At 66.5% G+C, this 26,878-nt stretch carries 23 protein-coding genes; 15 read left to right on the forward strand and 8 right to left on the reverse strand.

What is annotated here, in order from left to right:
- Window position 1 precedes the first annotated feature (1 nt).
- From FRZ44_RS01580 to FRZ44_RS01595, 4 genes are read left to right on the forward strand one after another with little or no spacing between them, the layout of a single operon-like run.
- On the forward strand, window positions 2-1,267 hold the full coding sequence (locus FRZ44_RS01580) for a glycosyltransferase family 4 protein (protein ID WP_225308500.1): 1,266 nt from the start codon (window positions 2-4) through the stop codon (window positions 1,265-1,267).
- Window positions 1,267-2,448 (forward strand): endo-1,4-beta-xylanase, encoded by a 1,182-nt coding sequence (locus FRZ44_RS01585; protein ID WP_151175525.1) that lies wholly within the window; start codon window positions 1,267-1,269, stop codon window positions 2,446-2,448. The genes FRZ44_RS01580 and FRZ44_RS01585 overlap by 1 nt, the downstream gene beginning before the upstream one ends.
- Window positions 2,449-2,451: 3 nt before the next feature.
- Window positions 2,452-3,342, forward strand: a complete 891-nt coding sequence (locus tag FRZ44_RS01590; protein WP_151175526.1) for a sulfotransferase family 2 domain-containing protein — start codon at window positions 2,452-2,454, stop codon at window positions 3,340-3,342.
- The gene (locus FRZ44_RS01595) at window positions 3,311-4,735 is read left to right on the forward strand and encodes a lipopolysaccharide biosynthesis protein (protein WP_151175527.1); all 1,425 of its coding nucleotides are present in this window, start codon (window positions 3,311-3,313) and stop codon (window positions 4,733-4,735) included. The genes FRZ44_RS01590 and FRZ44_RS01595 overlap by 32 nt, the downstream gene beginning before the upstream one ends.
- Before the next feature lie 23 nt (window positions 4,736-4,758).
- Here FRZ44_RS01595 and FRZ44_RS01600 read toward each other — a convergent pair whose 3' ends face one another.
- Together FRZ44_RS01600 and FRZ44_RS01605 are read right to left on the reverse strand one after the other, a co-directional pair.
- Window positions 4,759-5,688 (reverse strand): glycosyltransferase family 2 protein, encoded by a 930-nt coding sequence (locus FRZ44_RS01600; protein WP_151175528.1) that lies wholly within the window; start codon window positions 5,686-5,688, stop codon window positions 4,759-4,761.
- A 15-nt stretch (window positions 5,689-5,703) separates the two neighbouring features.
- Window positions 5,704-6,558, reverse strand: a complete 855-nt coding sequence (locus FRZ44_RS01605; RefSeq protein WP_151175529.1) for a class I SAM-dependent methyltransferase — start codon at window positions 6,556-6,558, stop codon at window positions 5,704-5,706.
- A 266-nt stretch (window positions 6,559-6,824) separates the two neighbouring features.
- Here FRZ44_RS01605 and FRZ44_RS01610 point away from each other — a divergent pair, with 266 nt between their 5' ends.
- Both FRZ44_RS01610 and asnB read left to right on the forward strand, forming a co-directional pair.
- Complete coding sequence (locus tag FRZ44_RS01610; RefSeq protein ID WP_151175530.1) at window positions 6,825-8,030, forward strand: glycosyltransferase; 1,206 nt, start codon at window positions 6,825-6,827, stop codon at window positions 8,028-8,030.
- A 36-nt stretch (window positions 8,031-8,066) separates the two neighbouring features.
- Window positions 8,067-9,962 (forward strand): asparagine synthase (glutamine-hydrolyzing), encoded by a 1,896-nt coding sequence (gene asnB, locus FRZ44_RS01615; protein WP_151175531.1) that lies wholly within the window; start codon window positions 8,067-8,069, stop codon window positions 9,960-9,962.
- On the opposite strand, the gene FRZ44_RS01620 is transcribed toward asnB, so the two are convergent.
- From FRZ44_RS01620 to FRZ44_RS01635, 4 genes are all read right to left on the reverse strand, one after another.
- Complete coding sequence (locus FRZ44_RS01620) at window positions 9,959-11,398, reverse strand: O-antigen ligase family protein (protein ID WP_151175532.1); 1,440 nt, start codon at window positions 11,396-11,398, stop codon at window positions 9,959-9,961. The genes asnB and FRZ44_RS01620 overlap by 4 nt on opposite strands.
- Before the next feature lie 33 nt (window positions 11,399-11,431).
- Window positions 11,432-13,696, reverse strand: coding sequence for a GumC family protein (locus FRZ44_RS01625; RefSeq protein ID WP_151175533.1), 2,265 nt, complete (start codon window positions 13,694-13,696; stop codon window positions 11,432-11,434).
- A gap of 67 nt (window positions 13,697-13,763) precedes the next feature.
- Window positions 13,764-14,315: a polysaccharide biosynthesis/export family protein gene (locus FRZ44_RS01630; RefSeq protein WP_151175534.1), complete on the reverse strand. Its 552-nt coding sequence runs from the start codon at window positions 14,313-14,315 to the stop codon at window positions 13,764-13,766.
- Window positions 14,316-14,377: 62 nt separating this feature from the next.
- On the reverse strand, window positions 14,378-15,685 hold the full coding sequence (locus tag FRZ44_RS01635; protein ID WP_191908359.1) for an outer membrane beta-barrel protein: 1,308 nt from the start codon (window positions 15,683-15,685) through the stop codon (window positions 14,378-14,380).
- Here FRZ44_RS01635 and FRZ44_RS26940 point away from each other — a divergent pair.
- From FRZ44_RS26940 to FRZ44_RS01655, 5 genes are all read left to right on the forward strand, one after another.
- Window positions 15,663-16,046 (forward strand): hypothetical protein, encoded by a 384-nt coding sequence (locus tag FRZ44_RS26940; protein ID WP_191908360.1) that lies wholly within the window; start codon window positions 15,663-15,665, stop codon window positions 16,044-16,046. The genes FRZ44_RS01635 and FRZ44_RS26940 overlap by 23 nt on opposite strands.
- Before the next feature lie 268 nt (window positions 16,047-16,314).
- Window positions 16,315-17,301 (forward strand): metallophosphoesterase family protein, encoded by a 987-nt coding sequence (locus FRZ44_RS01640; protein WP_151175536.1) that lies wholly within the window; start codon window positions 16,315-16,317, stop codon window positions 17,299-17,301.
- An 8-nt stretch (window positions 17,302-17,309) separates the two neighbouring features.
- On the forward strand, window positions 17,310-17,699 hold the full coding sequence (locus FRZ44_RS01645) for a cupredoxin domain-containing protein (RefSeq protein ID WP_225308502.1): 390 nt from the start codon (window positions 17,310-17,312) through the stop codon (window positions 17,697-17,699).
- Between the two features lie 114 nt (window positions 17,700-17,813).
- Window positions 17,814-18,380 carry a sigma-70 family RNA polymerase sigma factor gene (locus tag FRZ44_RS01650; RefSeq protein WP_151175537.1) on the forward strand — a complete coding sequence of 189 codons (567 nt, stop codon included), beginning with the start codon at window positions 17,814-17,816 and terminating at the stop codon, window positions 18,378-18,380.
- A 7-nt stretch (window positions 18,381-18,387) separates the two neighbouring features.
- Window positions 18,388-19,185, forward strand: coding sequence for an anti-sigma factor family protein (locus FRZ44_RS01655; RefSeq protein ID WP_151175538.1), 798 nt, complete (start codon window positions 18,388-18,390; stop codon window positions 19,183-19,185).
- A 10-nt stretch (window positions 19,186-19,195) separates the two neighbouring features.
- On the opposite strand, the gene FRZ44_RS01660 is transcribed toward FRZ44_RS01655, so the two are convergent.
- Window positions 19,196-20,047 (reverse strand): FkbM family methyltransferase, encoded by an 852-nt coding sequence (locus FRZ44_RS01660; RefSeq protein WP_151175539.1) that lies wholly within the window; start codon window positions 20,045-20,047, stop codon window positions 19,196-19,198.
- A gap of 322 nt (window positions 20,048-20,369) precedes the next feature.
- Between FRZ44_RS01660 and FRZ44_RS01665 the strand changes: the two genes are divergently transcribed.
- Window positions 20,370-21,119, forward strand: a complete 750-nt coding sequence (locus FRZ44_RS01665; protein ID WP_151175540.1) for a 2OG-Fe(II) oxygenase — start codon at window positions 20,370-20,372, stop codon at window positions 21,117-21,119.
- Between the two features lie 28 nt (window positions 21,120-21,147).
- Here the strand turns inward: FRZ44_RS01665 and FRZ44_RS01670 are convergent, their stop codons facing one another.
- Window positions 21,148-22,920, reverse strand: a complete 1,773-nt coding sequence (locus FRZ44_RS01670) for an ABC transporter ATP-binding protein (RefSeq protein WP_151175541.1) — start codon at window positions 22,918-22,920, stop codon at window positions 21,148-21,150.
- A 430-nt stretch (window positions 22,921-23,350) separates the two neighbouring features.
- On the opposite strand from FRZ44_RS01670, the gene FRZ44_RS01675 reads away from it, so the two are divergent.
- The 3 genes from FRZ44_RS01675 (at window position 23,351) to FRZ44_RS01685 (ending at window position 26,861) form a co-directional block, all read left to right on the forward strand.
- Window positions 23,351-24,427, forward strand: coding sequence for a phosphatase PAP2 family protein (locus FRZ44_RS01675; RefSeq protein WP_151175542.1), 1,077 nt, complete (start codon window positions 23,351-23,353; stop codon window positions 24,425-24,427).
- 13 nt (window positions 24,428-24,440) lie between these two features.
- Entirely contained in the window at window positions 24,441-25,685 is a 1,245-nt protein-coding gene (locus tag FRZ44_RS01680) for a mitochondrial fission ELM1 family protein (protein WP_191908361.1), read from the forward strand.
- 78 nt (window positions 25,686-25,763) lie between these two features.
- Window positions 25,764-26,861 (forward strand): mitochondrial fission ELM1 family protein, encoded by a 1,098-nt coding sequence (locus FRZ44_RS01685; protein ID WP_191908362.1) that lies wholly within the window; start codon window positions 25,764-25,766, stop codon window positions 26,859-26,861.
- The last annotated feature ends 17 nt before the right edge of the window (window positions 26,862-26,878 follow it).

Below are 26,878 nucleotides of genomic sequence, written 5' to 3' on the forward strand. Positions count from 1 at the left end.
GATGATGGCCCGATCCGAATCCTCGCGTCGCGTCCTCATCGTCGTCCAGAACCTGCCGGTTCCCTTCGACCGGAGGGTCTGGCTCGAAGCCACCAGCCTGACCAAGGCGGGCTACGGCGTCAGCGTGATCTGCCCCAAGGCCAAGGGCTTCAACCGCAGCTTCGAGCGGCTCGAGGGCGTCGATATCTATCGCTACGGCCTGCCGATCGACGCCAAGGGCGCCTTGGGATTCGTGGCCGAGTTCCTCTGGTGCTTCATCCGGACCTGGATGAAGAGCCTGCGGGTCGCGTTCCGGGGCCGCGGCTTCGACGTCATCCATGCCTGCAACCCGCCCGAGACCTATTGGGCGCTGGCCTGGTTCTGGCGTCCCTTCGGCAAACGCTTCCTGTTCGATCATCACGATCTCTCGCCCGAGATGTATGCGGCGAAGTTCGATCGCAGCGACGGCGCCATGTATCGGGGCCTGCTGTTCCTCGAGCGGATGACCTTCCGCACCGCCGACCAGATCATCACCACCAACGAAAGCCACAAGCGCATCGCGGTCGAGCGCGGCGGGATGCGGCCGGACCAGGTCCATATCGTGCGGTCGGGCCCCGATCTGGCGCGCTTCAAGCGCTATCCGGCCGATCCCTCCTGGCGCAACGGCAAGCGCCATCTCGTGGTCTATCTGGGCGAGATCTGCAAGCAGGACGGGGTCGACTACATGCTGCGCGCGCTCAAGGAGCTGCGCGAGCGCGGCCGCGACGACATCCAGGCGGTCTTCGTCGGCGGCGGCCCGCATCAGCCGGAGATCAAGGCCTATGCGCAGACGCTGGGCCTCGCCGACATGACGACCTTCACCGGCCGGGTCAGCGACGAGGATCTCTGCCGCATCCTGTCCTCGGCCGATATCGGCGTCGATCCCGACCCGAAGAACGACTGGTCGGACAAGAGCACCATGAACAAGATCATGGAGTACATGTATTTCGGCCTGCCGATCGTCGCCTTCGACCTGCGCGAGACCCGCTTCTCGGCGCAGGAGGCGGCCCTCTATGCGCCCGCCAATGCCGAGACGGCGATGGCGTCGCTGATCGCGCAGCTGCTCGACGACGAGCCGCGTCGCAAGCTGATGGCCGATTTCGGCCAGCGCCGCCTGCGCGAGAGCCTCGCCTGGGAACATTCGGTGCCGGTCCTGCTGGGCGCCTATGACGTGCTCTTCGCGCCTGCCGGATCGACCGAGGCTGCGGGCGCGGCGCGTCTCGACCAGCGACCGTCCGAGAGAGGCTGATGAGCGGCCGGGGGTCAATCGTGATGGGCGGCCGTTCGGGCTTGATCGGACGTCGGCGCCTGATTGCGGCCGGCGCCGCCGCGACGGCGCTGGGCGTGCTGCGGCCCTTGCGCGGGCTGCAGGCTGCGCCGCCGGCGAGCTTCTCGGGCCGCAATCTGGAATCGCTGCCGCCGTTGCGCGAGCTGGTGCAGAACAGAGGGGTCAAATTCGGCTCGCACAACCAGTTCCGTTTCACCAACAAGGATCCCGATTTTGCGGCCGCCTATGCGCGCGAATGCGGGGTGCTGCATAACGGCTGGGATTTCATGTGGCGTGCCTGCCACAAGACCCCCGACAGCTACACCTTCTCCGATGCCGACTGGATGATGGACTATGCGGCCAAGAACAACATGAAGGCCGGCGGCCACTGCCTGGTCTGGTATCAGGACATCCCAGACTGGCTGCGCAACTTGTCGACCGTCGACGGCGCCAAGCGCGCGATGGTCGATCACATCAACGCCGTGGTCGGACGTTATCGCGGCAAGATCTATCACTGGGTCGTGGTCAACGAGATCTTCGCGCCCGTGCCGAATGCGATCTACCGTTCATCCTATTGGCTGGACGTGCTGGGGCCGGGCTATATCGATCTGGCGTTCCGCACCGCGGCGGCCGCCGACCCCGACGCGATCCTGATCCTGAACGACACCCACCTGACCGCCGACAGCTCTTTCAACGACGCGCAGCGCAAGAAGGTGCTGGATCAGTTGCGGGCCTTCAAGGCAGCGGGAACCCCGATCCATGCCCTGGGCATCCAGGCGCATATCAAGACGACCGAGGGGCTCGATTCCGAGAAGATCCGCGCCTTCGTCCAGGCGGTCGGCCAGCTCGGGCTCAAGGTGATGTTCACCGAGCTCGACGTGCTCGACAACATGCTGCCCTACGATTTCGCGCAGCGCGACGAGCAGGTGGCCCAGCTCTACTACAAGACGATCGGCCCGGCGCTGACCGAGAAGGCCGTCGACGCGGTCTTCACCTGGGGCCTGGTCGACAAGCAGAGCTGGTACAACGCGCCCAACGCCGGTGCCAATTTCCGCCGCAACGACGGACAGCCTAACCGTCCCCTGCCGCTGGACGATCAGCTCAAGCGCAAGCCCTGCTGGGCGGCGCTCGCGGAGGCCTTCAAACCGGGGGCGATCGGGTGAGACATGTCGACCTCGCCATCGCCCGAGTCTCCCCCCGCTTTGCCGCCCTTGCTGCGGCATGGGCTCAATCCCGATCCCGAAGCGCGGCCGCTGGCGCGGCAGACCTACGAGCGGATGCGCCTCTATGCGGCCCGCGCGCTGCGTTCGCTGCGCCGGCCGCTCGCCTACAACTGCCTCTATATGCATGTGCCCAAATGCGCCGGGACCTCGGTCACGGACGCCATGCGCAGCCTCTGCCCCCTGCAGAAGCGGATCGGGATGATCCTGGCGCGCCCCTCGCGCCGGGCGACCGCGCTGCAATCGGGGCGGCCGGAATGGAACATCCACGAGGACGGACCCGAATCGCAGGTGATCTTCGCCTATCGCGAACATCTCATGCTCTATTACATGGCCGACGACGCGCCCCTGGTCTGCGGCCATTTCCTCTTCAGCGAGCTGGCGCATACCGCCTTCGGCGACCGTTATCGCTTCGTGTCGGTGCTGCGCAATCCCCTCGACCGGCTGGTGTCGAACTATGCCGACGCACGGCTCGGGAACTACATCGACATGCCGTTTGCGGCCTATCTCGATTCCGAGGTGGGCTGGCGTCATGCCACCGTGATGCTGCGCTATTTCAGCGGGCGGGCGATCATCCCGCCCGCGGGCATAGGCGAGGCGATGACGGCCGCGCGCACCAATCTGGAGAAATTCGCCCTGGTCGGCTTCACCGACAGGCTGCCCGACTTCGCGGCCGGCTTCGCCGGCGTCTTCGGCGCGCCGCTACGGTTGCATCATATGCGCTCCGGCCGTTTCCAGAAGCCGGAGATCGACCGCAGTGCGCGCGCCCGGATGGAGCAGCTCTGCGCGGGAGACCTGGAGTTCTATGAGCATGCACGTCGCCGCTTCATCGCCTGACCGGCCGGGTCCCGCCGCCATCGCCGCGCCCGCCGAGCCGGCCGACCCCGCGCTGAGCAAGGTCGCGACCTTCAAGTCGTTCGTGCGCTGGTCGGCGGTCGTGTTCCTGCTGCGCGTCGGCGGCACGGCCCTGACCTACGTCACCTATATCCTGCTGGCCCGCTGGATGGGGGCGGCCGAGCTGGGTAATTATGTCTTCGCCTTCTCGGCCTGCATGGTGGTGTCGTCGTTGACGACGCTGGGCTATCCCGCCTCGGCGGTCCGCTTCGTCCGCCAGGCGGCGGCGCGCGACCAGCGCGACGAGGTGGCGGGCTTCCTCAAGCGCGGCAACCAGCTTTCCTTCATCGCCAGCATCGTCGCCATGCTGGGTGGCCTGGCCTTCCTCTGGTGGCGGCAGGGAACCGGCGGCATGGACGGCGCGCTGGCGCTCGCCTTCGTCGGCGTGCCCCTCTTCGCGATCCTCCAGCTCCATAGCAGCTACGCCCAGTCGATCTCGAATTTCACCGCGGCCTTCCTGCCCTCGAACTTCCTGCGTCAGCTCTTCCTTCTGCTGATCGTGGTGGCCTGGCAATTGCTCTGGGGCGGCCTCTCGGCTAGCCTGGTGATGCTCTTCACCGTCGCGATGCTGCCCTTCCTGCTGCTGGGCCAGCATGTCTATATCGACCGCGGCCTGAAACCGCTGCGCAAAGGCGCGTCCCCGACCTACCGCACCTGGTTCTGGACCCGAACCAGCCTCGAGCTGCAGCTCCTGGTGCTGTTCACGACCTATTTCCAGGAAATGAGCCTCACCATCGCCGGCTTCTTCCTGCCATCGGAGGATATGGCGGTCTATAGCGCCTGCTTCCGCACCGCCAACCTGATCAGCTTCGGGCTCTATGCCATCAACGCGATCCTGTCCCCGCAGGCCTCGCATCTGATCGCCAACAAGAACGCAGCCGGACTGCAGTCGTTGGTGGCGCGCGCCACCCAGCTGCGCTTCTGGCCGTCGCTGGCGGCGGTGGCGGTGCTGGTCGTGGCGGGGCAGCAGATCCTGCATGTCTTCGGACCCGACTTCGCGCGCGGCCAGCTGACGCTGGTCATCCTGGGCGTGAGCCAGCTCGTGATTGCGGCCGCGGGGCCGGTGACGCAGATCCTGACTCTCTCGGGCCACCAGACCCAGAGCCTGCTGGCCTTCGCGATCTCGCTGGTCGCGACCCTGGCCCTGAACGCGCTGCTGCTGCCGCTCTTCGGGATGCTTGGCGGAGCAGTGGCGTCGCTGCTGGTCACGCTGATCTGGAATCTCTGGCTGCACCGGATCGTGGTCCGCCATGTGGGGATCACGCCCTCGGTCTTGAGCCTGCGCCATTGCTTTTCAGGCGGCGGCAAGACCGCCATGCCCGGCTCGGCGCCCTGATGGCGCGCGATTCCGTCCGGTCGTCAGCTATGCTTGTCGGCGGCGCGTGCCCAGAGCAGCTTGCCGGCGCCGGCATTCATCTTGATCCAGGCGCGCGAAGCGTCGCCGCGGCGGGCCAGGCGTCCGAGGACGGCCAGGAGACTCCAGAGCCCCAGCTGGACGGCACCCCGGGCCATCAGATTGGCTGTCACCAGCAATGGCCGCGCGCTGTTCTTCTTGCGCAGCCGCACATAGCTCTGGTTCTGCCGGAAGGTCCGGCGCGCCATGTAGTCGAGCCGGCTGCGCGCCGCCGGCACGAACTCGCTCACGGGTGCGCTGGCGCACCAGACGAAGCGGCGGCCGGCACGGGACAGCCCCATGAAGAAGTCGGTGTCTTCTCCACCGGTGACGCCGAAGCCGGGATCGAAGGGCTCGCCCGAGCCGATGCAGGTCGCGCGCCGCAGCATGCAATTGCCCGTGCCGCCGCCGCGCGAGGCCCCGGTCGCGTGCAAGGGGGCCGGCGTGCCGTCCGGCAGTCCCATATCGCGCTTGAAGAGAAGCGCCTCCGGATCCCATGCCGGCGGCTGGCCGGCCTCGAACTGCGGCAGCACCGGGGCGAAAGCGACGTCGGCACCGGTGCGCTCGATCGTCGCCAGCAGCCCGGCGATCCAGCGCGGGCTGGCCTCCTCGTCATCGTCGAGGAAGGCGATGAAGGGCGCGTCGCTGGCGGCGATGCCGGCATTGCGCGCGCGCGCGATATTGGAGCGCCGCTCGCCGACATAGGTGATCGGAACCGGGCTGGACGTGGCCAGCGCCTGAACCTGCGCGGCTGCATTGCCGTCGGCGCTGTTGTCGACGACGTGGATGGCGATCGTGTTCGCGGGCAGGCCTTCCTGCGCCACGCAGGAGCGAACCGCCTTCGCCATCAGGGCAGGCCGGTTGAAGGTGCAGATCACGATGCTGACTTGGCTCATGAAAGCGTTCCGGCCTCAGGCTGTTTCCCGACGGACCCACACGGAGGCGAGGTTGGGTGCCAGCCAATAGGAGCGCGTGCTGAGCAGAGTGGCAATGACCGTCTGATAGCGCCAGAGCAGCGGATTGGGGCGCTGCCGCAATCGATGGGCCGGATCGGGTCCATAGGGCAGGTAGTGCGGATAGAAGCGCTTGAGCTCGTCGAGGGTGCGGAAGGTGGCGATCCGGCTGTCGGGCTCGAACTTCCGCGTCAGGGGCTGCAGATCCCAGGGCGCCAGGAAGCGGTTGCCATTCTCCTGCGACAGGCGTCCGAACGGCCGCGCATAGAGGCGGCGCAGCGGGCGCGGCAGCCAATGGGCGAAGGGCAGCCCCGTGTCATGCGCCACCACCGGGAACAATCGGTTCGGCGTTGTCAGAACGACCAGGCCCGTCGTAATGCGCGCAATCTCGGACAGGCAGTTGCGGACATTGGGCCGGCCGACATGCTCGAGCGTCTCGATCGAGGCGAAGATATCGACGCTGTCGTTCTCCAGGCCCGTATCCTGCAGCGTCCGATTGACGAAGCGGCAGCGATTGGCGACGCCCAGGATGTGGCAGATCTCTTCCGCGTTCTCCAGGCGCTGGGCATCCGGATCGATCAGGATCGCATCGCGCCCGCCGCGCAGGAGGAACGCGATCGAGAGCCAGCCATAGCCCGCCGCGCCGTCCGCCAACGTCACCTCGCTCAGGTCGTAGCGCTGCGCCATCGGCGTCACATAGCGGCGCGTCATGAAATCGATCGTGCCGTCGATATCGAGATTGCGGTAGGTGCCGTCGGCCAGATGCGGCAGGGCCCGGATCTGCCGGGCGTGCGGTGGACTGATCAGGCGCATGGCTCGGCCTCGTTCAAAGGCGTCGCCCGCCGGTCCGTTCGGCTAAATCGTCTCCGATATATGCGCTCCGTAATGCAAGCCACGCCGTGCCTGAATGCCATGAGGAGGTCACACGCCGCCGACCTTGTGTCGTGCAGTATGCGGCTCAATCGTGGCGGTCCCGCCCCGGGTCAAGCAAGTGGCAACATCGTGTCCCAACCTCGGCGTCGGCATGGCCGGCGGATTCTCCCGAGGCCGAGACAAATTAGCGAGGAGGCCCCGACGCCATGAGCTATCGAATCGCCGTTCTGCATCAAGGTTTCGTGCCGACCTATCGCGCGCGATTCTTCGAGCAGTTGAATGCGCGCGGCGGCGCGGAATATGTCGTCTTTCACGGCAATCCGCCGACCGGCAGCGGCTGGCAGGCGGCGCCCGAGCCGCTCCAGTTCCCCAATGTGCGCGTGGACAATCGTGAAATCCCGCTCGGGCGCTGGCGTGCGATCTATCAACCCGTCGTGCAGCGGATCCTGACCGATCGGTTCGATGCCGTGGTGATGGGCCACGAGCTTAAATTCCTCTCCAACCTGCTGCTGGCCTTGCGTGCGCGTCAGCGTCGCTTGCCTGTGATCTTTTGGGGATTTGGCTATCACGCCAAGGTCGGCATGGGCTTCACGGCAAAGTCCTCGGGCCTCGCCTTCGGCATGGTTTCGCAGGTGAAGGATCTGCTGGCACGCCAGGCCGACGGCTATCTGGCCTATACCGAGGGCGGGGCCGAGAATCTCCGGCGTATCGGCATGCCCGACGACAGGGTCTGGGTGGTGCGCAACACCATCGACGTCGAAGCGCAGACACGGCTTCACGCGAAATATCTGCAGACCGACCGGGCCGAATTGCGTCAGCAACTCGGACTGAAACCGGATTCGGTGGTGCTGCTCTATATCGGACGGCTGTTGCCGGCCAAGCAGGTCGATCTCCTGATCCAGGCCGTCCGCCGCATCAATTCCATGCAGCTCAGCCGCCAGCCGGTCGAGGTGCTCATCATCGGCGACGGTCCTGCGGCCGAGAGCCTGCAGGGCCGCGCCGTCAACCTGCCCTCGGTCCGCTTCCTGGGCGCGCTCTACGACCAGGACCAGGTGGCGCGCTATATGCGCGTCGCGGCGGCGATGGTGATTCCGGGTTTCGTCGGCCTCGCGGTCAATCACGCCTTCGCGCAAGGTGTTCCCGTGATCACCCGCGACCATGCGCTGCACAGCCCGGAGATCGAGTATCTGCGCAACGGCGAGAATGGACTGATCGTGCCCGGCGACATGGAGGATTTCGCCCATGTGCTGGCGCGCTTCGTCGATTCGCCCGAGATCCAGCAGCGCCTGGCGGCGGGCGCGCTCAGATCCCGCGAGGAGCTGCATCTCGATCACATGGTCGAGCGCTTCGATCAGGCCGTGCTCGCGACGGTGCGCCGCGCGCAGGGCGCGGATTTGCGCAGCGCCGCCTGAAATTGCCGTCTCAAAATCACTTCGGAGGCCCAATCCATGTGCGGAATCTTCGGTGCGGTCACTTCGCCCTCGGTCGCGGTCCATGTGGAAGCGGGCTTGGCGGCCTTGCGTCATCGCGGTCCCGACAGCGAAGGCGTCGCCCGCGAGGATCTGCGTGGCAAGCAGGTGGTGTTGGGTCATACCCGGCTCGCGATCCTCGACCTCAGCCCCGCCGGCCATCAGCCGATGGCCAGCCGCGACGGGCGCTGGTTGCTCTCCTATAATGGTGAGGCCTATAACCATCAGGCGCTGCGCCGGGATCTGGCCGGGAATTTCCGCGGCCATTCGGACACGGAGACCCTGGTCGAGTTCCTCGCGGCCCGAGGCCTCGAGGCGACCTTGACGCGTCTGGACGGCATGTTCGCCTTCGCGGCGCTCGATCGCGCCAAGGGCAAGCTGCATCTGGTCCGCGACGCCTTCGGCATCAAGCCGGTCTATTACACGATGCTGCCCCAAGGCGGGATCGCCTTCGCCTCGGAGGCGAGGGCGCTGATGGTGCTGACAGGCACGGCGCCCGAGGCCGATGAAGATGCGCTGCAATGCTTCCTGACGCTGCGCTTCGTGCCCTCGCCGCGCACGCTCTGGCGCGGGATCCAGCGTCTGCCCGCCGGCCACCGCCTCAGCTTCGATCTGGCGACGGGCGAGACCGAGCTCGCGCGCTATATCGAGCCGGTGGCGGAGCGCTATGCGGGCAATCGCGCCGATGCGGTCGAGCGCTATCACGAGGTGCTGGGCGAGGCCGTGGACCGCCAGCTCCTGTCGGACGTGCCGGTCGGGATTCTGCTGTCGGGCGGGATCGATTCGGCGCTGGTTGCGGCCCTGGCCAAGGAGAAGGGGCGCGTGCTGCCTTGCTACACGGTGGGCTTCGGCGCCGGGCATAAGGAATGCGAGATCGAGGATGCGCGCGGGACCGCGGCGGCGCTGGATCTGCCCTTCGTCGCCGTCAATGTCGCGCCGGAGGATCTGATGGCGACGCTCGACCAGGTGATCGACAGCCTGGAGGAGCCGATCGTCTCCACCTCGGCGCTGGCGATCTGGCATCTGATTGGCCGCATGCGCCAGGACGTGACCGTGGCCTTGAGCGGCCAGGGCAGCGACGAACCCTGGGGCGGCTATACCCGCTATCAGAACGAGGTGCTGCGCCGCCTGCTGCCGGCGCCCGCGATGGCCGGCTGGGTCGGGCGCGCGATGGGCGGCTACGGCAAACTGCCGGAAGCGGTGCAGCGCGCATTGCGCAGCCTGCCGATCGAATCGCCGGCCGAACGCTTCCGCGAGGCCTATGCGCTCTTCACCGCGGGCCAGCGCCAGGCTCTCACGGGTCGCGCCGACGACGGCAAGGCGCTGGGTGATATCGGCTATTGGCTCGACTGGAGCCGGGGCACCGGCCGCGAGCCGGTCGAGACCATGATGAGCGTCGATGCGCGGACCTGCCTGCCGGACGATTGGCTGCTCTATACCGACAAGATCTCCATGGCCTACGCGCTGGAGGTCCGGGTGCCGATCCTCGATCTCGAGGTGGTGCGCTTCGTCGAATCCCTGCCGCGTGCTTTCCGGCTGGCGCCGGGCCGGCGCAAGATCGTCCATAAGATGATGGCGCGCCGCTTTCTGCCGGCCGAAATCGTCAATCGCAAGAAGAAGGGTTTCCCGATCCCCTTCGGCGCCTGGTCGCGCGACGCTTTGCGCTCTCGCGTCGAATCCACCCTGCTCGAGATCCTGCCGCGGACGGGGTTGTTCGATCGGGCCGCCATCGAAGCGCTCTGGCGCCAGCATCTGTCCCAGTCGCAGCCGCTCGACCGGCAGATCTACGCGCTCTTCATCCTGGGCTGCTGGTTCGAGCGCTTCCAGGCGGGCCGGCATCGCGGATCGGCGGCGAGCCTGGCATCGGCAGCCTAAGCCTTCAGGAAGGGCTCCCGCGGCGTCCCCATCAGCGATTGACCGTGAACCGGCTCGCTCCTCCGGCGCCGGAGCAACGCCCTCTGGCGGACGATACGCCCCTCCAGCAACTCACGCTGCATGAGCGCCACCAGCATGAACAGCCAGACCGCCTGCATGTGATGCGGCCGCAGATAGGAGCTTTCGAGAAGATTGTAGAGGGCGATGGAGAGAATCATCGCGTAGGCGAAGGCGCGCGCCGGCATGTCGAAGGGGCGGCGCGGTGGTTGCCCGAGCAGTCGCGCGCCCAGGCGGAACATCCAGCCCAGGGAGAGCAGCGCCAATCCCAAGCCGACGAGGCCCGTCTGCAGGAAGAGGTCGAGATAGCCGTTATGGGCCTGGCCGACGACGCCCAGCCAGCCGACCGACTTGGAGAAGCCGAAGGAGTTGTCTGAACCGGCCACGTCCCAGAACGCGCCGAAGCCATAGCCGGTCCAGAAATGCTTCGTGATCTGATCCCAGATCGCTTCCCAGAGCGGCAACCGGCCCGTGAAGGTGAGATCGCCGAAGACCGCTGTGCCGACTTCGGTTGCACTGACTCCGGCGAGCATCAGCACCACCACAATGGCCAGCACCAGAAAACCGAGCCCGCTGCCGAAGAGTGCGACCGCGCTGGGTCCCTTGCGACAGAGCATGGCGGCCAGGGCGGTCCAGATCACGACCAGCATGGCAAGCGCGCTGCCGGTCTTCGACCCGGTGGCGAAGATCACGAGATAGAAGACGGCGGCAGCGCCCAGCATCAGGATCCGCGTGGCGCCCCACGACAAGCGCCCGGCATAGAAATACCAGCAGAGGCTCGCCATCACGGCGACCTGGCCGGCGGAGTTCTTATGCCCGTGCATGCCGATCACGCGCCCTTCATTGTCGAGGCCGCGGCTGGGCATGCCGATGGCGGCCATGATGTCGAGCGCCATCACGACCCCGGCGATGAGGAATGCCATGCGATGGAAGTCGCGCAGCGAAATGCCGGAGACGGCCACGCCGAGAGCAGCCGCATACATGAGCCACAGGACCGCGACGCGGCGCAGCGTGACATCGGGCAAAGGCGACCAGACGGCCGTCGCCGTGTCCCACGCGATCACCAGGAGGAGCGGCCAGGCTTGTATTGCCAGGGTCACGGCAAGGCGAAAGCGGCTGAAGATCAGCGGCAGGGCCAACGCGACGCCGCCCAGCCAGATCGCCTGATTGAGGAATCCGTCGGACGCGGTACTGGCGCTGTCGATGTCGGCGCCGGAGAAGGGCCGGGCGCCGACCATGCCGAAGGCCAGCAGCAGGAAGAGCAGGGTATGGCCAAGGGCGAGGTTAAGCCATCCGTTCTGCCGTGGTGCGACGGACTCCGCCGGCTGCCAGGACGGCGGCGCCAAGCGCTCCGTGCCCGCCTCGAGTGTCACGGCCATCACCAAGCGCCGGTATCGATCGGTAAGACGGCCTCAACCCACATAATAGCGGCGCAGCTCCGCGTAATAGGACCCGGCGTCGCCATAGCCGTAACGGGCATGGCGCTTGAGGTTCACCATCGAAAGCACCACGCCCGCGATGTCGGCGCCGGCGTCATGCAGCGCACGCACCGCGAGGGCGGCCGTCTCGGCCCGGGTCTTTTCCCAGCGCACGACGAAGACGGTCTTGTCCACGAGCCGGCTCAACAGCTGCGTGTCGGAAACTGCCAGCACCGGCGGCGTATCGATCACCACCATGTCGTAATGCTCGGCCAGCGCCCGCAGGAAAGCCGCGAGACGCTCGGAAGCGAGGATGTCGGTGGCGCTGGTGGCCGGCGCCGTACCGGCCGGCACGATCAGGGCGGTCGAGCGCGGATCGGGATGGATGATGTCGTCGAGCTCGGCGGTGCCCCGGATATAGTCGGAAAGTCCGGCTTTGCGCCGCAAGCCCAGCCGGCGGCAGAGCGCCGAACGGCGCAGATCGCAATCGACCACCACGACCTTCTTGCCGGCATGGGCCAGCACGCGCGCATAGGAGAGCGCCAGCGAGGTCTTGCCTTCCTTGGGCAGCGAGGATGCGAACATCACCGTGCGCGCGACTTCCGAGCGTGCCGAGAGGGCGATGCCGGTATGGAGACTGCGCAAGGCCTCGGACAAGGCCGAAGCCGGCTTCTCCACGACATAGTCCTCGGGCTTGCGCAACCGGCCCAGCCAGGTCTGCACGGTCGGGATCAGCCCCAGGCCGCGCACGCCCAGCACACGCTCGACCTGTCCCAGGCTGCGCAAGCCCCGGTCGAATTCCTCGATCAGCAGCGCGATCAGCACGCCCAGCATGCCGAAGGCGCCCAGGGCCAGCACCAGCAGGATCCGTTTCTTCGGGAAGGACGGCTTCTCCGGCTCGCTGGCATGCGAGATGATGATCGCGTCCGGCTGCTTGAAGCTCTGCTGGCTGCCGGTCTGCTGATACTGCGCGAGGAAATTCTCCAGGAGGGTCCGGCTCGCATCGGCCTCGCGTTCCAGCGAGCGCAGATGCACGTCGGACTGATTCTGGCTCGCGACCTGGCTGCGGGTCTGCTCCAGGCTCGAGGAAATCGAGACTTCCCGGGCGCGGGCGACGGCCACCTCGTTGGTGTAGTCCTTGACGATCCGGCCGATCTCTTGCCGGATCTTCCCCTGCAAATCGGCCAGCTGCGCTTTCGCACCCAGGATCTTCGGGTGGCGTTCGCCATAGGTCTGCGACAGATCGGCAATGGTCTGCTCGACCTGCGCTTCCTGCGCGCGCAGGCCCTGGATCAGCGGCGATTGCAGCACGGCGCCGGCGGATTCGGTCCCTTGCGGGGAATTGAGGAGCGACTGCACCTGCTGCAGCTTGGCTTCGGCGGCGGCGCGGTCGGTGCGGGCCATGACCAGCTGCGTGCCGAGCTCGGCCGACTCCTGTGTGGCCAGCGTGTCGCCGCGGCTTTCGATCAGGCCGTTCTTGGTGCGATAATCCTCGACCGCCTGATCGGCCGCGACCACCTGCTCGCGCAAGGTATCGAGCTGCTGCGTCAGCCAGACATTGACTTCCTTGCTCGACGCGGTGCGCTGCTCGACGCCGCTGCTGATATATTCCTCGACGATCGCATTCGCGATCTTGGCGGCCGTGCGAGGGTTTTCCGCCTGGAAGCTCACGCTGACGACGCGCGACTCGCCGGCCGCACCGGCGTCGAGCCGCTTGAGGAAAGCCTCGACCACGCGATTATGGTTGCGACGCACCTCGTCGGGCGGACTGCCCGCATCGTTCGACAGCAGCTTGGCGATGCTATCGGCCCAATCCGCCGGGAGATAGGTATGCGGATCGAGCAGGCTCGAGAACCAGGTCGGCGGCTCGAGCGCGGTGTTGAAATCGGGGTCGCGCATCAGCTCGAGCTTGTCGATCACCCGATCGGCCAGGTCGCGCGACTGCACCACGGCGATCGCGCTGTTGACCGCCTCGGTATCGGGCGACAGGCCTGCCAGCGCCTGGTTGGCATCGAGCAGCTTCGATTGCGAGGGGTCCAGCATCACCTGCGCGGTCGCGGTATAGCGCGGCGCAATCGCGAACAGCGCGGCCGCGGTCAGCAGGGTGCAGCCGACCGCGATGGTCGCGATCATGAGCTTGCGGCGCCAGATCCGTCGGAACAGCTCCTGAAGATCGGGCCCGCTGGACTGGGCCCAGTCCGGGGCCAAGAGTTGCGGCGGCTCTATGGGCCGGGGGACAAGCAGTCTCGTGTCCGCCATGATAGATTTCCTTTCGCGTCTGGCGATCCAGCTTCCCGCCTGGCCGCGTTGAAACAACCGATCCCGATCAGAAGAAGCGTTCGGGGACCTCGATCACGTCGCCCGGGAGGACGACCGTGGTCTGATCCGCCTCGAGCTCCTGCACCTGGCCGTCGATATCGCGATTGATCTTCATATGCCCCTCGCGGGCGCGGTAGGTGAACCCGCCGGCCAAGGCGATCGCGTTCATCACCCGCATGCCGTTCACGAAGGGATAGCTGCCGGGATTGCGAACTTCGCCCAGGATGTAGAAGGGGCGATAGTCGATCACCTCGACGCTGACCTTGGGATCCTTCAGGTAATCCTTCGAAAGCTTCTCGGCGACGGCGGCGGCCAGCTCGGACGTCGTATGTCCATGCGCATCGACTTCGCCGATCAGCGGCATCGCGATCGCGCCGTTGGCGTCCACCTGGAACTCGCCGCTCAGCTGGTCGTCGCCGAAGACGGTCACCCGGACCTTGTCGCCGGGCCCGAGGTGATACTGATCGTTCGCGGCCTCGACGTGGCCCGACAGCATCATCGCCAGGCCCAGGACGGCAAGTGCGGAAAGGCGGATATGCAGACGGTTCAGCACGGTCATCTCCCGGCAGGGGCGGCGGGGCGGTCCGTCGCGATGTCGACGGACCGTCCCCGATCCGTCGGTTAGAGTTTCAGGTCGAGGCTCAGCAGAATCAGATTGCGCTCGTAGTTCTCGTCGCTCTCGCTCGAATCGCGGGTGTCGTAGCGGTATTTGAGGTCGATCGACGCATAGTGGTTCATCAGATATTCGGCACCGACGCCGCCGGTCCAGATATCGTCGTTGCGGCTGATGCCTTCATAGTTGTTGTTGATGAAGCCGCCGAAGGCGTTGAGGAGGAGATTGCGCAGCAGCTCGTGGTCGATATTGATGAGGGCATCGGTGGAGAAATAACCGGCCGCTCCCGCCTGCGTGGTTTCCTGCAGGGTCCGCGACACCGTGGCGGTCACGGTGGTGAGGCCGGTCGGATTCCAGATCAGGGAGCCGCCGAAGCTGGGTCCCGAGACGGTGTCGAATTCGGAGTCCTGATAGAACTGCGTCAGATAGCCCGCGAAGATGTCGGCGCGGGTCACGCCGCCCAGATCGATGGCGAGTCCGACCACCGTTTCGAAGCCCTGCGAGCTGCGGTCGAAACCCTGGTTGTCCTGCTGGCTGTCGTAATCCTGCCGGTTGTAGGACGCCCGCACATAGGCATCGTAGTCGGGCACGATCTCGTAGCTGAGCGTGACGCTGTGCAGCGAGGAGATGCGATCGCGATCGTTGTTGTCGATCGTGGTTCCGTTTTCGGCCTCGTCATCGAAATATTTGTAGCGGTTGAGCTGGCTGTCCAGTTTCAGCGTGAAGCGGCCGAAGCGATTCTGGTCGCCGATTTCGCCGTGGTAGAGGTCATATTCCGTCGGGGTCTTGCCTTGGACGTCGTCGGGCGAAGACCGGTCTTCATGCGCGTGGCGATAGGTGAAGGCGGCGGAGAGCTGGTCGTCGCGCGTCAAATCGAGACGCCCGTCGGCCCCGAAATGGTAGTCGACATAGTCCTCGCCGGTATGGCTCGCATAGTAGCCGGCCGCGGCGCCGGCGTCGAAATTGAGCGCGTGGTTGTTCCAGTTCGATTCGAGCGACAGTTCCGGCGCGATCTCGGTGATGAAATCGCCGCGCTTGTCGGATGGGGTGACGAAGATGTTGTCGTCGTAGATCTCGGAGGTGCGGACCGACGGATAGGCGTAGAACCCGCCGAGATGAACTCCCAGCGCATCCACTTCCGGGCGCGGCCGCTCGCGCACCGTCTGGTCGCGCGGCACTTCCTCGTAGGCCGTCGAGAAGGTCGGCTGCTGATAGTCGCTGGAAACCACCGGGCCCGAAGCGTCGGAGGCGGCATCGGCGATCTGCACCGGAGCGACGTCGGAGGGAGTGGCGGTGCTGCTATCGACGCTCAGCATGCTCTTCTGGGGCCTTGTGTCGTCCTGGGCCGAGTTTTCCTCGGTGGTCGGTCCGGCATCGCTCGACTTTGCCGGGGTGGTCGTCTTTGTCGGCTCGCTCGACATCAGATCGTTCGACGCGGCGATCGCCTGGAGCGAAATCCCGACACCGATGGTCAACGCCATCACCAAGGCCAAGCTGCGTACCAAAGCTCCCCCTCTTCAGCGGCGCCTCATGACCGAAAAGCGCGACGGCAAATCGGGCCTTGGAAGCGCCAAGACCGGCGTCGGCCGTCGCCTGCACCGACGCGTTAGCAGAGCCCCCTTGTCCAGCTCTCTGCCAACGCCGGGGGCAACCAAGAAATACTTGTTACGTCAGTAGGATAGCGATGCATCGTAAGGGTCGCCGCGCAGCCTCAGCGAGGGGCAAAGTTGTGGCTCCTGCGCGCCTCGGAAAGATGAAGAATCCCCTGCGCTTAGTCTGATTGGACGACCGGTGAATGACGTCTCGCCAACGGCGTTCCATCGCCATGCGACGGACGCCGGAAAGTTCCATCACCTTTCCGTGACGAGACCTCCTTCGGGGGAATAGAACGCACGTCGCCGCGGTCCTCATGGGGTCCCTTCCGCTCGAAAGGAGAAACGATCCCATGCGCAAATCTCAGGACACGTCGTTCGCGTCGCAGACTGTCGCGGAAAATTCATCGCCTGACCTGACGCGCCGCCGAATGCTCGGCTGCATGGCCTGGACCGGTACCGGGCTGCTCTGGACCCTGGCCGGTGGCGTTCCCCGCAGCCTCGGCCTCATCGGCGAAGCACGCGCCGACCAGCTGCCGGCCGGCGCCTTCACCTTCGTCCAGATTTCCGACACCCATATCGGCTTCAACAAGGAGGCCAATCCGGATGTCGCCGGCACCTTGCGGCGCGCCATCGGCGAGGTGAACCGCCTCGATCCGCGGCCTGCTTTCGCGATCCATACCGGTGACGTCTCTCATCTCTCCAAGCCCGATGAGTTCGGACAGGCGCGCGAGCTGCTTCAGGAGATGAAGGTCGACCGCATCCATTTCGTGCCGGGCGAGCATGATGCGCTCGACGACGGCCTGACCGGATTCCTCAAGGCTTTCGGCCAGGAGAGCGCCCAGACCGGCTGGTACAGCTTCGACCAGAACGGCGTGCATTTCGTGGGCCTGGTGAATGTCACCGATTTCCAGCCGAAAGCCATGACCAAGCTCGGGGCGGAGCAACTCGCCTGGCTGGAGAAGGATCTTGCCGGCCAGTCGGCCAGCACGCCCATCGTGGTCTTCGCCCACATTCCGCTCTGGACCGTCTATGAGCCCTGGGGCTGGGGCACCGCCGACGCGCCGCAGGCCCTTGCATCGCTGAAGCGCTTCGGGTCGGTCACGGTCCTCAACGGCCATATCCATCAGGTGATCCAGAAGGTCGAAGGCAATGTGACGTTCCACACGGCCATGTCCACCGCCTATCCGCAGCCCAAGCCGGGCGAGGCTCCGGCACCGGGACCGCTCAAGGTCGATGCCGCCGAACTCGGCAAGCTCCTCGGCACGCGCAGCATCAATGTCGTTCCGGGGACGAAGACACTGGCGACGATCGACACGCCCCTCGACGGCACGGTCTGAGCTCGGCCATGGAACGCGAGACAACGCGCATTTCGATCGCAGACAGAATGATGATGGGGATGGCGGGGGCGCGGATAGCGGGTCTCCTGTTGATTCTCGGCCTCGGTTCCTCGGCCGTCCTGCCGGTCGCCGCATCGGCCGCCGACACCGTGACGATCGAGATCGGCAACTACAGCTTCGTTCCCGCCGAGGTGACCGTGGCGCCGGGGACCAGGGTCGTCTGGGTCAATCACGACGAGATGGTGCATAGCGTGGTCTCGGCCGACCATCTGTTCGGCTCGACCGGCATGGACACCGAAGACGAATACAGCTTCGTGTTCGAGAAGGAGGGCGACTACGCCTATCTCTGCAGCCTGCATCCCTACATGACCGGTATCGTCAAGGTGCGCCGGCCATGAGGGCGGACGGTGGGTTGGGCAGCCGGAACATTGCAAGGTCTTAAGGTGGGCGCAGGCGGTTCGATGCGCGGTTCATATGGCCCCCCGTGGGCGCGTGACATAGAGTCGCCGCCCATGAACCCGCCCTTCAGGGACGAAAGTCAGGCGCCTTCCTCGGACAAGGCCGGCCGCATCGAGCGGCTGATCCTGCCGCATCTGGATGCTGCCTATAACCTGGCGCGCTGGCTCGCGCGCAGCGATCAGGACGCGGCCGACATCGTCCATGAGGCGTTCCTGCGCGCGGTCCGCTATGCCGACAGCTTCGAGGGCGGCAACGCGCGCGCCTGGTGGCTCGCGATCGTGCGCACGACCTATCTGACCTGGGTCGCCAAGACGAGCGGCGCCCGTTCGCCCCTGTCGCTCGAAGAAGTGATGACGTCGGGCGACGGCGATCTCCCGGCCGATGGCGGCCGCAGCCCCGAGGAACTGGCGCACTGGTCGCAATGCGCTTCCATGCTGACCGAGCTGGTGGAAGCGTTGCCGGCGGGCTTCCGGGAGATCATCCTGCTGCGCGAGATGGAAGAGCTTTCCTACCGCGAGATCGCGGATCTGCTCGAGGTGCCCGTGGGAACCGTCATGTCCCGGCTGGCGCGGGCGCGCGAGATGCTGAAGCGCGCCTGGGCCGCGCGGCAGGGAAGGTAGGGCGCTCATGGATTGCAGAACCGCTGCCACGCTGCTTCAGCCCTGCTTCGACGGCGAGCTCGACGAGGGCACCGCCGCCACGGTCAGGGCCCATGTCGCGGGCTGCGCCGACTGCAGCCGGGAGATGGCGGCCCTCCAGGCCTTGCGCGAGGGCATGAAACGTGCGCTGCCGCGCTACGCCGCACCGCAAAGCCTGCGCGATCGGATCCACGCCTCGGCAGCCGAGCCCGCGGCCGCGCCGGCAGTTCCGGCGCCAGCGAAACGCCGGTCCCTGCCGCGATGGGTGGCGATGGCGGCCTCCTTGCTGCTGGTGGCGAGTCTCAGCGTCGGGGTGACGCGCAGCCTGATGGGGCCGAACGTCGGCGCGACCTCGACCGAGCTCCTGCTGCACGACCTGGTGTCCAGTCACTTGCGGGCCTTGGCGGCGACCAACAGCGTGGATGTGCCCTCGTCCGATCGCCATACGGTGCGGCCCTGGTTCGCGGGACGCGTCGAGGTGTCGCCGCCGGCGCTCGATCTGTCGTCACAGGGTTTCGAGCTGCTGGGCGGACGCGTCGATTATGTCGGCGGCCGCCGGGTGGCCGTGCTGGTCTATAAGCATGGCCAGCATGTCGTCGATCTCTATGTGCTGCCGGATGACGCAACGGGGGCGGCGACGAATGCCGGCGAGGCAAGTGCGCCGCTGATGCGCCAAGGCCTCAACCTGATTCGTCGGCGCGTCGGCGGCCTGCAGGTCTGGGCGGTTTCGGATCTCGATCCGCAGGAGATGGCTGCGCTCGGCGAGGTCCTGGCACGGGCCCCGTGAGGCCGCGGCCTCAGCCCGACGTCGGCCGGAAGATCGCGTTGTAGGCATAGGCCTCGGGGTCCCCGCCGGCCGCGATCTTTCTCAGCCCCGAACGCGTGTAATGACGGTCCACCAGCGCATAGCCATGGGTCGACAGAAAATCGAAGATCTCGGCCTTGCCCCGGAGATTGACCTCGATCTGGATCGAGCGCGGCCGGTTCGGACTTTTCAAGGTCCGGGTCATGCCGCGCAACACCAGCAACTCGTTGCCGTCGACATCCAGCTTCAGATGGTGGGGCGGACGGAAATCGTGACTGGCGATCAGATCGTCGAGCGCCATGGCGGCCTTGGGTTCGGACAGCGCCGGGCGGAACTCCTTCTCTTCGCCATCGCGGAGAGAGCCGAGCTGGCTGTTGGAAGAACCGATCGTCAGCGAGATGTAGTTGAAGGGGATGAGCCCGCTGCGGTCGTTCAGGGCGAAACTGCAGGGGCTGACGGAACCGGCCAGATCGTTGGCGTCGATATTGTCCACCAGGCGCGCAAAATTGGCGCCGTGCGGCTCGAAAGCGTACACCCGCCCGGACGGTCCGACCTGCTGGGCCGCCATGACGGTGTAGAGCCCGATATTCGCGCCGATATCGTAGAACACCTCGCCCGGCTTCACTTCCGAGACGATCCAGGCGCAGGTTCCCGGTTCCTTGACGAGGGCGCTCAGGCAGCGACGCAGGTCGCGATCGCCGTCGCAGCGAAAGCGATAGACCTTCCCACCGGCCCGGATCTCGACCTCCGGACGCAAGGCACGCCGCAGCCAACGCGCAACCCCGAATTGAATCTTCCGCCACAGGCTGGGCGGCCATTGCCGCCCGTCGGTTAAGATCTTCACGCCGACTCACGCTCCCCCACCCATTGAGCGGTTGGGAGAGTACTCGGTCGAGTCTGTGGGCGCCAGGGGCGGGCGAGGGCTCGCAGGCGCAGACTGGCGCGGGGGTGACGCCTCGCGCCGGGCGCGGGAAGAACGCCGTGACGGAACGCCGCGGCGGCGGGGACTTAAATCCGGAAATGCCGCGCCAGAGCGGCGCAGCGGGCGTCTTCCGACGGATGGTGGCGCCGGCCCGGCGGAGCGGATGGCTGTGGAACGGGTCTGACCGATGCGATAATCTCAGCGCCCTCTTCCTCCGACACGTCGTTGTTCCGCCGCAGGCCCTATGTTCTTCAACCTCGACAGCTTGCAGATGCGCTACGAGCCCTTTCCGATCGGGCTCGCCCAGCCGCTCATGGAGCAGGGTACCTACGACCACCTCGTCGCCAGTTTCCCGCCGAAGGAGCTGTTCCTGCATATGCCGAAGTTCGGCAACAAATACGTGTTGTCGGAGAAGTTCAACCCGAAGAACTATCATGACTATGTCCGCGCCCAGCCGACCTGGCGCGAGTTCCATAGCTGGGTGAAGGGCGACGGCTTCATCCCGAGCGTGCTCGAAGCGCTGCAGAAGCGCTACATCGATCTGGGATTGGACGGCAAGCCGCTGCGGGGCCTGCGCCGGCTGCGGCGCCTCTTTCCGGGCAACCGGAAGGACATCCCGCTCAACGCGCGCTTTGAATTCTCGATGCTGTCCGCGGCCGGCGGGTTCCTGCTGCCGCACACCGACAATGCGAACAAGATCATCACGCTCGTCATTTCGATGGCGCGGCCGGGCGAATGGAACGAGGCGATCGGCGGCGGCACGGATGTGCTGCGTCCGAAGGACAACCGGCACGCCTTCAACTATCTGAACGAGCAGGCGCAGTTTTCGGATTTCGAGCGGCTCGACAGCTACGCCTTCCGTCCAAACCAGGCGGTCCTCTTCGTGAAGACCTACAACTCCTGGCATTCGGTCAGCCCGATCACCGGCACCGACCCGGAGATCCTGCGGCGCACCCTGACGATCAATATCGAAAAGCCGAAATGGGCCTCGTGAGCCGCCGAGCTCGCTAGCGCCGCGCGGATCAGCGCGAGGCCACCTTGGGCAGCGACGAGGGCGTCTCCCCGGTGACGACGCCGTCCTGAATCCGCAGGATCTTGTCGGCGACCGTCATCCAGGCCGGCTGATGCGAGATCGACAGGACGGTGATGCCGCTCTGATCGGAGAGCTCGCGCACATTGCGCACGATCTCCGCTTCGGTCTTGGGATCGAGCGCGCTCGTGGCTTCGTCCAGGATCAGCAGCTGCGGCTGATGAATGAGGGCCCGGGCCATGGCGATGCGCTGGCGCTGCCCGCCGGACAACAGCCCGCCGCGCTCGCCCACGATGTGATCCACGCCGTCGCTGAGCGCCGACACGAAGTCCCAGGCGCCGGCCTGTCTCAGGGCGCGCTCGACATCGGCCCGCGAGAAGCTGGGTTCGCCCAGCGTGATATTGGCCATGATGGAATCGTGATACAGCAGCAGTTCCTGCGGCACATAACCCACCATCATCCGCCACTTCTGAACGTCGATGGCGGACAGCGGCTCGCCGTCGATCAGGATCTGGCCCGAGGTCGGCTGGTGCAGCCCCAGAATCAGATCGACCATGGTGGTCTTGCCGGCGCCCGACGAACCGATGACCGCGGTCACTTCGCCCGCCGCAATCGTCAAGGAGGCATGATCGATGACGCGCTTGGGGCCGAACGCCATCGACACGTCGCGAAGCTCGATGCCCTTCTTCAGGGTGGGCACCCGGCCGACCGAGGTTTCCTCGCGCGCGGCCTTGGCGTCCTCGATGGCATCGTAGATGGACCAGTAGCCGCTCTCGGCGACGCTGACCGCCTGCAGGTCCTCCTGGACCTTGCCGATCACCATCACGGTCTTCACCAGCAGCACGGCCATCACCAGCAGCTCGGCCAGCGGAATGGTGGACAAGGTCGCGGCGAAGTAGGTGCCGACGCCGATGCAGATGAGGATGACCGGTTCCTGCAGCACCTTGCTGGCATGGCGGGCGGAGAGCTGGCGGCGCATCGACAGATGGATGGCGGCGATGTCCTTGGCGAACAGCGCCGCGAACCGCGCCTGGCGGCCCATCGCCTTCATCGGCTTCAGCCCGACCAGCACGTCGGCCAGCCGTCCGATCATGGTGGTGGTCCGCTTCGTCTGCTTGCGCGCATTGCGGCGCGAAATGACGATGAAGCGGCTCAAGGACAGCATCATGACGACGCCGATCGCGAGCGCGAAGCCCGCCAGCTTCCAGGAAAACGCCGCGGCGATGCCGAGATAGATCGCGGCCTGGATGACATGCGCCATGAAATTGGCGACGGCGCTGTAAGCCTCGCTGGCGCGCATGGCGTCGAAGCCGATGGCATTGGCGAACCGGCCCAGCGGCTCGCGCACGAAAAAGCTCCAGCGGGCGTCGAGCAGGGCCGTGATCAGGCCCATCCTCATATTGGTGCCGACGCGCGCCACCGCATGGCTCACCTGGCGCATCGCGGCCATATGCAGGAGCGCCTTGCCGATCATGGCGACGATCAGGATGACGAGCAGGATCAGCAGATTGTGGGGCAGGCCGACCTTGTCGAGGGCGGTCATCACATACTTGCCGAGCCCGCTCTGGTTGGCGCCGGCGGGGTCGCCGGCAGCGGCGAGGAGCGGGATCAGGCTGGCGATGCCGATGCCCTCGGCGACGCCGCTCAGGAGCAGGCAGAGCAGGACGACCAGGTTGCTCAGCGGCGGCGCAGCCGCGGCAATGCGCAGGAGCTGCGGCACCCGGGACTTCTTACGCTTCAGGGCATGGTTGCGCTTTTTGGACATGTCATCCTGTCGATTAGGACCGGTGATGGGGGCCCTGGGGACCCCTCGGGGGGCATCGCCGGAAGCGCCGTCGATCGGACGGCTTTCTCAACCCCTCGCCAAGGCCCGTCGGCACCGGGTCGGCGCGGCTGAAATCTGGGCGATAGTGTTACCTGAAGGCGCCCCTGACCGGCAACATTCGGGTCCCGGCCGGCATTCCGGAATTGGCCCTAAAATTAAGGAATTTCAGACCCCTGCGGCCGCCGGCCGCAGGCTTTGGGATCCGTGATGCCGAGGCGGGCGGCGGGCTTGCCGTGGGCGGGCGGGCCGAGTAAGTCTGGCGCCCGGTCCGGCCTCCCCGCCGGATTCGCCTCGCGCCCGCCGGCGACGACGACCTTGGGCGCGCGGCCGCGACAAGTCTCGATGAATCGTCACGGAAAGGGCGTTCCTGGTGAATTGGGAGAAGGCCGACGGCACCGCAGCCCTGGCGTCGCCGGTCGTGACGGGCAAGGCCTCCTGGCGGCGGCTGCTTCCGCCCGACATGCTGGTCGTCACCCTGGTCGTGCTCGGCTTCTTTGCCATCGCGCTCGCCATCGCCCACCGTTACGGGATCAGCTTCACCGAACCCCGCCCGGGCAAGATTCCCGGCCTCGACGCCAATTACTGGGCGCCGCCGATCTTCGCCGCGATCGCCTATCTGGTGATTCAGTTGATCGGCCGGCAGGTCGCCCGATCGAATCGCCCGTCCTGGGCCGCCTTCGGGCGGCGCATCTTCGACGACTACTACCTGCTGGCGCTCTTCATCTTCGTCATCTACGTCCATTTCAACATCAAGATGTGGATCCCGGTCGTCAATCCGGCGCTCTATGACGAGACCTATTTCGCCATCGACCAGGCGCTGCGGCCGGTGATCGACCTGTTCGCCTGGCTGCGGGGCCTCGGCGCCCGCGTCATCCCGGCGGTCGACATCTGGTATCAGGCAGGCTTCTTCGCCGTCTTCGTGCTGTCCTACCTGACCCATTCGATCGGCAACCGGCGCTGGCATTATCACAACATGATCGGCTTGCTGCTGATCGAGATGATCGGGCCGCTGAGCTATCTGTTCGCGCCGGCTGTCGGCCCCTTCATCTACGAGCAGGGACCGAACGCGATGGCGACCAATGCGGAGCTGACGATGTACGAGGTCTATAAACAGGTCCTCGCCGGCGGCGCCGCCTGGGTGTCGGAGCATGGCGGGCAGTATTTCGCGCAGCCGCTGGCGGCGATGCCCTCGCTCCATGTCGGCGCCACCTTCGTCATCGTCTATTATGCGGTCAAGGCGCGGCAGTGGGTGTCGCCGCTGGCGGTCCTGGCTTTCGCCTGGATCGTCATCGAATCGGTCGTCGCCCGCTGGCATTACGTGATCGACCTGCCGGTCGGCCTCCTGCTGGCGGCGATCGCCATCCTCCTCACCAATCGCCTCTGCCGGGGCCGGCAGATCGAGATCGATCGGGCCGCGGGCCTGGCCCATGCTGCCCGCGGTGGCTGAACGGCCGAACGACATGGATTCCAGGGTCGCCGTCACCGCAGGCGAATCGGGAACGGCCCTCGATCGGCCGCCGAGCGTGTGGGTCTTCAAATGCCATCGCGCCGGCGATCACGCGCAGAGCATCGCCCTGGCCGACGCGCTGGGCTGGCCCTATGTCGTGAAGGAAATGAAGTTCCTGCCGCATGAGCTCTATTACGCGCTGCGGGGCAAAGGAACCTTGGCCGGAATCGACCGGCGCCGCTCGAGCCCGCTGCAGCCGCCCTGGCCCGACCTCATCATCATGGCCGGCCGCCAGAACGAGACGCCGGCCAAATGGGTGCGCGACCAGTCGGGGGGCCACACCCGCATCGTCGTGATCGGGCGCTATTGGACGCCCGCGGCGGAGCTCGATCTGGTCGTGACGCCGCCGCAATTCCGGCTGCGCGAGCATCCGCATGTGCTGGTCAACGATTTCCCGCTGCACCAGGTGACGCGCGACAAGCTCGACGAGGCCGCCCGTGTCTGGCGGCCGCGGCTGGCGGACCTGCCGCATCCCTGGATCGCGCTGGTGGTGGGCGGTTCCAGCGGCCCCTATGTGTTCAGCCGCGAAACCGCGCGGCGCCTGGGACGGGAGGCGAGCGCCTTCGCGCGGACCCATGGCGGCTCGCTGCTGGTGACCACCAGCCCGCGCACCAGCCGCGGCGCCATGGAGGCGCTCGATCGCGCGATCGAGGTTCCGCACAAGTTCTATCGCTGGCGCCCGTCCGATCCGGAGAATCCCTATCTGGGCTATCTGGCCCTGGCCGACCGCTTCATCGTCACCGCCGACAGCCTGTCGATGCTGGCCGAAGCCTGCGCCTCCGGCCGGCCCGTCTTCATGTTCGAGTTCGGCGGCGGCCCCGCCGCCATGCACGGGCCCCGCGCCCGCGATCCGCGCATCCGTCAATGGTGGCGCTGGTCGCAGCTCAAGGATCAGGGTCTGCTCGGGCTTCACTATGCCTTGGCTATCGGCCTGCCGCCCTGGCGGATCAACCGCAGCCGCGATATCCGGCTGGCCCAGGACCGTTTCGTCTCGCTGGATCGGGCGCGTTGGCTGGGGCAGGACGATCCGCGCCCCTGGCATCCGGCCCCCTTGCAGGATCTCGACCGTGCCGTGGCACGGGTCTATGCGCTCCTCGGTCGCTCCGGGTCGGGTGCGGATCCTGTTCACAAGGCCCGCTCGGGCCCGCATGATGCGGTCGGTCCAGCGGCCGCACCGATGCTTCCCGGCGCGCCTTAGCCCGCCAGCCATCCGGACTCGATCGTGCCAGGCCCTTTATCGCCCATGCCATCGCCAGACCCCAGGACCAGCGCGTCGATGCCGGCCGGCGCTCGTCCGTCGCCCCTCGTCTGGCTGCTGATGTCCGACAAGACCGGCGACAATGCGCAGTTGCAGGTGGTCGCCGACGCGCTGCCCTGGCCGAGCCAGCCCAAGCAGATTCGGGTGCGCCCGGAGTTCGCCGACGCCAAGCCCCGGGTCGCCGCCTCGATCCATCATGTCGATCCGGCGAAGTCCGATCCGCTCGAAGCCCCCTGGCCCGATCTCGTCATCACCATCGGCCGGCGGATGTCGATGGTGGCGCTCTGGATCAAGGAACAGTCGGGAGGGCGGACCCGGATCGCCCTGATCGGGCCGCCCAAGCGCATGCTCGACCGCTTCGACCTGGCGGTCGCCTCGGTCCAGTACCGATTGCCGCCGCAGCCCAACCTGCTGCGGATCAATTTCCCGCTGCAGCGCATCGACATGGCCGCCATTGCCGCCGAGGCCGAGGGTTGGCGGCGTGAACTCGAACCGCTGCCGCGGCCCTTGATCGCGGTCATGGTGGGCGGACGCACCAAGGCGGTGCGCTTCGACGAGACGGTCGCGCGGCAGCTCGCCGCCGGCATCGCCGACCTCGCCGCCCGTGAAGGGGGCACGCTCGTCGTCACCACCAGCCGGCGGACGCCCGACGCGGTCATCGCCGTGCTGGAGCGCATGCTGCCGCCGGGCTCGCTGCTGCATCGCTGGAGCCCGGGCGGGGAACGCAATCCCTACCGCGCCCTCCTGGGCCTCGCCGATCGCTTCATCGTCACCAGCGACAGCATCTCGATGCTGATGGAGATCGGCCGCCTCGGCCGGCCGCTCGCGATCTATCCGCTGCCGCTTTCCGCCGGCTTCGGATCGGGATTTCTCGGCAGGCTGGCGGAGCTGTTGCCGCGGCCGATCGCGCGCCGGCTGCGCCGGGCGATCGCCGGGCTGGCCGATCGCCTGGGGGCGATCGGGCATGACCGCGACCTGACGGCGATCCATCGCCTGATGATCAGGGAGGGGCATGCCGTCTGGTTCGGCGACCCGTTCAGGCGCGACAACCGGCCCTTGCCCGACGAATTGGGGGCCGTGGTGGCGCGGGTCCGGGCCCTGATGGAGCGGGTCTGATCCGCGCGGGGTCAGCC

The sequence above is a fragment of the Hypericibacter terrae genome (genome assembly GCF_008728855.1).
Taxonomy (GTDB): Bacteria; Pseudomonadota; Alphaproteobacteria; order Dongiales; family Dongiaceae; genus Hypericibacter; species Hypericibacter terrae.

Bases quoted from the DNA above. Each gene is read 5' to 3' on its own strand.
- asnB (WP_151175531.1), top strand. From the start codon at position 8,067: ATGTGCGGAATCTTCGGTGCGGTCACTTCGCCCTCGGTCGCGGTCCAT.
- FRZ44_RS01630 (WP_151175534.1), bottom strand. From the start codon at position 14,315: ATGACCGTGCTGAACCGTCTGCATATCCGCCTTTCCGCACTTGCCGTC.
- FRZ44_RS01650 (WP_151175537.1), top strand. From the start codon at position 17,814: ATGAACCCGCCCTTCAGGGACGAAAGTCAGGCGCCTTCCTCGGACAAG.
- FRZ44_RS01580 (WP_225308500.1), top strand. From the start codon at position 2: ATGATGGCCCGATCCGAATCCTCGCGTCGCGTCCTCATCGTCGTCCAG.
- FRZ44_RS01640 (WP_151175536.1), top strand. From the start codon at position 16,315: ATGCGCAAATCTCAGGACACGTCGTTCGCGTCGCAGACTGTCGCGGAA.
- FRZ44_RS01665 (WP_151175540.1), top strand. From the start codon at position 20,370: ATGTTCTTCAACCTCGACAGCTTGCAGATGCGCTACGAGCCCTTTCCG.
- FRZ44_RS01645 (WP_225308502.1), top strand. From the start codon at position 17,310: ATGGAACGCGAGACAACGCGCATTTCGATCGCAGACAGAATGATGATG.
- FRZ44_RS01605 (WP_151175529.1), bottom strand. From the start codon at position 6,558: ATGCGCCTGATCAGTCCACCGCACGCCCGGCAGATCCGGGCCCTGCCG.
- FRZ44_RS01670 (WP_151175541.1), bottom strand. From the start codon at position 22,920: ATGTCCAAAAAGCGCAACCATGCCCTGAAGCGTAAGAAGTCCCGGGTG.
- FRZ44_RS01600 (WP_151175528.1), bottom strand. From the start codon at position 5,688: ATGAGCCAAGTCAGCATCGTGATCTGCACCTTCAACCGGCCTGCCCTG.
- FRZ44_RS01595 (WP_151175527.1), top strand. From the start codon at position 3,311: ATGAGCATGCACGTCGCCGCTTCATCGCCTGACCGGCCGGGTCCCGCC.
- FRZ44_RS01635 (WP_191908359.1), bottom strand. From the start codon at position 15,685: ATGCTGAGCGTCGATAGCAGCACCGCCACTCCCTCCGACGTCGCTCCG.
- FRZ44_RS01625 (WP_151175533.1), bottom strand. From the start codon at position 13,696: ATGGCGGACACGAGACTGCTTGTCCCCCGGCCCATAGAGCCGCCGCAA.
- FRZ44_RS01610 (WP_151175530.1), top strand. From the start codon at position 6,825: ATGAGCTATCGAATCGCCGTTCTGCATCAAGGTTTCGTGCCGACCTAT.
- FRZ44_RS01685 (WP_191908362.1), top strand. From the start codon at position 25,764: ATGCCGGCCGGCGCTCGTCCGTCGCCCCTCGTCTGGCTGCTGATGTCC.
- FRZ44_RS01585 (WP_151175525.1), top strand. From the start codon at position 1,267: ATGAGCGGCCGGGGGTCAATCGTGATGGGCGGCCGTTCGGGCTTGATC.
- FRZ44_RS01620 (WP_151175532.1), bottom strand. From the start codon at position 11,398: ATGGCCGTGACACTCGAGGCGGGCACGGAGCGCTTGGCGCCGCCGTCC.
- FRZ44_RS01590 (WP_151175526.1), top strand. From the start codon at position 2,452: ATGTCGACCTCGCCATCGCCCGAGTCTCCCCCCGCTTTGCCGCCCTTG.
- FRZ44_RS01680 (WP_191908361.1), top strand. From the start codon at position 24,441: ATGGATTCCAGGGTCGCCGTCACCGCAGGCGAATCGGGAACGGCCCTC.
- FRZ44_RS01655 (WP_151175538.1), top strand. From the start codon at position 18,388: ATGGATTGCAGAACCGCTGCCACGCTGCTTCAGCCCTGCTTCGACGGC.